This is a genomic window from Catenibacterium sp. GCM10023432 (assembly GCF_042651925.1).
Classification (GTDB): domain Bacteria; phylum Bacillota_I; class Bacilli_A; order Erysipelotrichales; family Coprobacillaceae; genus Catenibacterium; species Catenibacterium mitsuoka.
In genome coordinates, this window is sequence record NZ_JBHSEB010000030.1 from 1 (window position 1) to 4,483 (window position 4,483).

Annotated in this window: 3 protein-coding genes and 1 pseudogene; 2 read left to right on the forward strand and 2 right to left on the reverse strand. The window is 33.6% G+C overall.

The window, feature by feature from the left end:
* Together ACFOZZ_RS04405 and ACFOZZ_RS04410 are read left to right on the forward strand one after the other, a co-directional pair.
* A partial coding sequence (locus ACFOZZ_RS04405; RefSeq protein ID WP_376814809.1) for an HAD-IIB family hydrolase occupies window positions 1-836 on the forward strand: 836 nt, incomplete at its 5' end.
* A gap of 139 nt (window positions 837-975) precedes the next feature.
* Window positions 976-2,130: a homoserine dehydrogenase gene (locus tag ACFOZZ_RS04410; protein ID WP_006506830.1), complete on the forward strand. Its 1,155-nt coding sequence runs from the start codon at window positions 976-978 to the stop codon at window positions 2,128-2,130.
* Between the two features lie 10 nt (window positions 2,131-2,140).
* Here ACFOZZ_RS04410 and ACFOZZ_RS04415 read toward each other — a convergent pair whose 3' ends face one another.
* Window positions 2,141-2,686 carry a CDP-alcohol phosphatidyltransferase family protein gene (locus ACFOZZ_RS04415; RefSeq protein ID WP_055233359.1) on the reverse strand — a complete coding sequence of 182 codons (546 nt, stop codon included), beginning with the start codon at window positions 2,684-2,686 and terminating at the stop codon, window positions 2,141-2,143.
* Window positions 2,687-2,769: 83 nt separating this feature from the next.
* Window positions 2,770-4,390, reverse strand: a pseudogene (locus ACFOZZ_RS04420) (peptide ABC transporter substrate-binding protein).
* Between the last annotated feature and the right edge of the window lie 93 nt (window positions 4,391-4,483).

Below are 4,483 nucleotides of genomic sequence, written 5' to 3' on the forward strand. Positions count from 1 at the left end.
GTTTTGGTGGATTTGAGTTTGGTTATATATTTGTGTCCGCGCAACGAAGGTGCGGGGAAATGGAGGAAAAGATGAAAATATTAGCAAGTGATTTTGATAATACGTTATTTTTTAGTGATGGTGTACACAAGCAGGATGTAGAGGCAATTCGTACATTCCAGAAACAGGGAAATCTATTTGGATTATGTACAGGAAGGCAGTTAGAAGGAATTAAATATCCTTTTGGAGGAAATAGAGACTATCCATTAACTGATATAGACTTTGATTTCTATATTACTTTAAGTGGTGGTGTGATCTTTAATAAGAAATGTGAAGTCATTTTTGAGAAAGATATTCCTATGAGTATAGTAAGAGAAATCTCAGAAGCAGTTCCTGTTCATATGTCTATTGTATATAAGAATGATATTTATATGTATCGTCCAGAAGGTGAGACATGGGGAACTACTATTGATTCTTTAGATAAATTATCTTTTAAAGATGTTGATGCATTCTCATTTCATTTTCCTGAAGGGAATCTAGAAGAAGCGAAAAACGCTATGGATTATATTAATGAACATTATAGTGATACATGTGCGGCATTCCAGAACAAGAATCATGTGGATGTATGTGGTGTAGGATGTTCTAAGGGAACAGGAGTTAATCATGTTGTAGATTATTTTAATATTAATGAGAGTGATGTATATGGTATAGGAGATTCATGGAATGATCTTCCTTTATTAGATAGCGTTAAACATGGTTATACATTTACTTATGCCCCAAATGAAGTTAAAGATAAAGCTGAAAAGGTTGTAGGAAGCTTATCTGAAGCCATCCAGGATATTTTAAAAGAGGATTAATTCCTCTTTTTTTGTTTAATTTCTAAAAAATCCGAAATTTATCTAATATAATACAAATTTTAACTTATATATAATTGACAGTATTATATGAATATGGTAAATTTTATACAATTCTAATACTATCAGGGGGGAGTTTTAAATGATTATTGGTGTTATTGGTCTAGGAACTGTTGGTTTCGGAACTGTAGATATTCTTACAAAAGAAAAAGAAAGACTAGAAAAAACAATTGGGGAAGAAGTAGTCGTTAAGTACGGTTGTGCTCTTGAGGATGTAAACCTTCCTGATGGTATTATTTATACACAGGATTATCATGAAGTTATCAACGATGAAGATGTAGATGTTGTTGTAGAACTTATTGGTGGTACAACTATCGCAAAGAAAATCATCTTAGATGCATTAAATAAAAAGAAACATGTAGTAACTGCAAATAAGGCTCTTATTGCCCATGATGCGAAAGAACTCTTTACTGCTGCAAGAGAAAATGGTGTCAACCTTTATTATGAAGCAAGTGTAGGTGGAGGTATTCCAGTTGTTGTGCCTGCTAAGGAAGATCTAGTAGCAAACAATATCAATAAGATTGAAGGTATCTTAAATGGTACAACTAACTTCATTCTCACATTAATGGAAAGAGATAATCTTGATTTTGAGGAAGCATTAAAGATTGCTCAGAATCTTGGTTATGTAGAAGCCAATGCTGCACTAGATTTAGATGGCTATGATGCAGCACATAAAATCTATATTCTTACTATGAATGCTTTTGGTACATTCTTTGATTTTGATAAGATCAAATGTACTGGTATTCGTAATGTCACTAAGAAAGATATGGATTATGCAAAGAAGCTTGGTTATAGAATTAAGTTGATTGCGATGAGCAAAAAACTAGAAAATGGTTTAGGTATTGATGTGTCTCCTACTCTCGTTCCAATGAGTGAAATTGTAGGTAATGTCATGGATGCTTATAATGTAGTAGAAATTACATGTGATTATCTAGAAAACGTCTTATTCTATGGTAAGGGTGCAGGACGTTATGTCACTGCAAGTGCTGTAGTCGCTGATATTATTAAGACAGCTAAGAAAGATGTATGGACACATGATTATGATTATACTGAAGATGTCTATCCTATTACATCTTCTAAATATTATGTAAGAAGTGAACAGCCACTCAATTTAAATTATGATGAATACTATTCATTTGGCGAAGATCATATTTATATTACTGATAAAGTAGAACTTAAAGATTTAGAAGACGCTTTAAAGGATACTCCAGCAACATATTTCAAAGTAAGAAGCTAAAAGGTGGGATTTAACCCACCTTTTTCAGTATGTTGATATTCTCTTTTGCATATAGATAGAATGATAGAAGAATAAGAAATGTAGAGATAATTGTAAGAACAATAGAGAGAGTATAAGAAATATTATAGAAAACAATGTGCATAATAATCATGAAATCTAACATGAATGTAGCAACTTTACCATGCCACACTGCCCCATGTACTTCCCCTGTTTTCTTAATAATAACCATGCCTATACAACTCATAAACAGTTCTTTAATAAGAATGCATATAAAAGGAATAGTGAGCCAACTAAAGCGTGTCATAAGACATAGGAGTACCACTGCTTGGGTTGCTTTATCCGCCACAGGATCAAGTATTTTACCTAAATCACTCATCATATTAAATGTACGGGCTATATACCCATCTAACAAATCAGTCAGACCTGATATAAGTAATAATATTCCTGTTAAGACATAATCTTTTTGATTCAAATACGTATATACAATTACCGGTAATAGCAATAATCTGAACATAGATAATATATTAGGTATTGTGAAGATATTCTTATTTCTCATTCTATCACTTCCTTATTATTAATAATAAAGTGTATAGTGCGAATTATCAATATAAAAGAGGCAGTTACCTGCCTCAATGTGTGTTATTTAAGTGTTACATATTTGAATACGTATGGAGTACTTACTGTATTATGAACTAATCCCTTAACGTTCTTAGCCTGTAATGCAGCTGTACCAGTTTGAACAACTGGTATATTTGGCATATCGTCCATCATTACTTTTTCAGCTTCAAGTAATTCATTCCAACGTTTATTTACGTCAGTTTCATTCTGAGCCTGTTTTAATAATGAGTTGTACTGCGCATTTTCCCATTTACCATAGTTGTTTGAGTTACTGCTTGCAAGAACGTTTAAGAAAGTAGTTGGATCAGCATAGTCTGGAGCCCAACGAGTGCAGGCAATCTGGAAGTTACCACTTGCTTCTCTGTTATAGATTCTGTCTTTCTTAACAGTAGCTACCATGTTAACTTTTAAGCCCTTTAACTTAGTAAATGAACCCTGTAAGTATTCTGCGAAAGTATCCATTGGAGATTCATCAGTACCATATAATAAATCAACAGTGATTGTATCAGTACCTAATTCTTTCTTAGCAGCATCTAAGTATTCCTGTGCTTTCTTCACATCATAGTCTACATATTTACCAGATTCTTCACGGAAATCCTTACCTGAAGGACTCTTACATAACTGAGCTGGTACAAAACCAGTAGCTGGCTGTGAACCATCTTTTAAGATGTTATCACATAAATCTTTTCTATTGATTGCATAAGATAATGCATGTCTTAAGTTTTTGTTTGCTGTTGTATCTGCTTTGAAGTTACAGATTAAGTAAGCAAGATATCCTTCTCTGATAGTCTTGAAAGTGTCTTTACCTTTATACTTGTCTACTAATGTAGTAGTTGATTGTTGCATAGTCAACTTTACCATTATCGAAATTCTGAGCAGCAGTCTTAGGATCCTGTACTAAGTACATTTCTAAGTTCTTAGTCTTAACAGACTTTGCATCATAGTACTTATCATTCTTAGTGAATGTAGCCTTGTTACCTTTGATCCACTTAGTCATCTTATAAGCACCATTACCTAAAATATATTCAGGCTTAGTTGCATACTTCTTACCACATTTTTCAACGAACTTCTGGTTCTGTGGGAAGTAACATGGGAATGACATTAAACCTACAAAATATGGAACATTCTTTTCAAGATCAACGACAACAGTCTTGTCATCAGTTGCTTTAATACCAAGTGTATTTAACTGTTCATCAGTTGCAGCAGTACCTAAATTAATTAAAGAATCCGCATTCTTAATTGAAGCACCTTCGCTACCTAACATATAAGCGTAGTTACCTGCATTCTTGATGATTCTGTGCCATGAGTATACGAAGTCCTGTGCAGTGACATCATCACCATTAGCCCATTTAGCATCTCTTAAATGGAAAGTATAAGTTAATCCATTGTTGCTTACATCCCAGCTCTTAGCGATACCAGGGATTGTGTTGCCCTTCACATCAACAGTTGTTAAACCGTCTGTGATAGCAGTGATTGCATTGAAAGACATTGCATCATCAACGACTGTGCTGTCCATACCAACGATATCTGTATCATTCGCAAATCTGAATGTATCAGTATCTGTCTTAGAACCACAGCCAGCAAGCATACCTGCAGCAGTAGTTAATGCAAGCAATACCTTTACTGTTTTACCTGTTTTCATTAATTTTCCCTCCAAAATTTATTGGTAGTGTCAAAAATCTATATTACATAGCACAAATACACTACCCTCAATTTTATCTATATAAACAGTAAA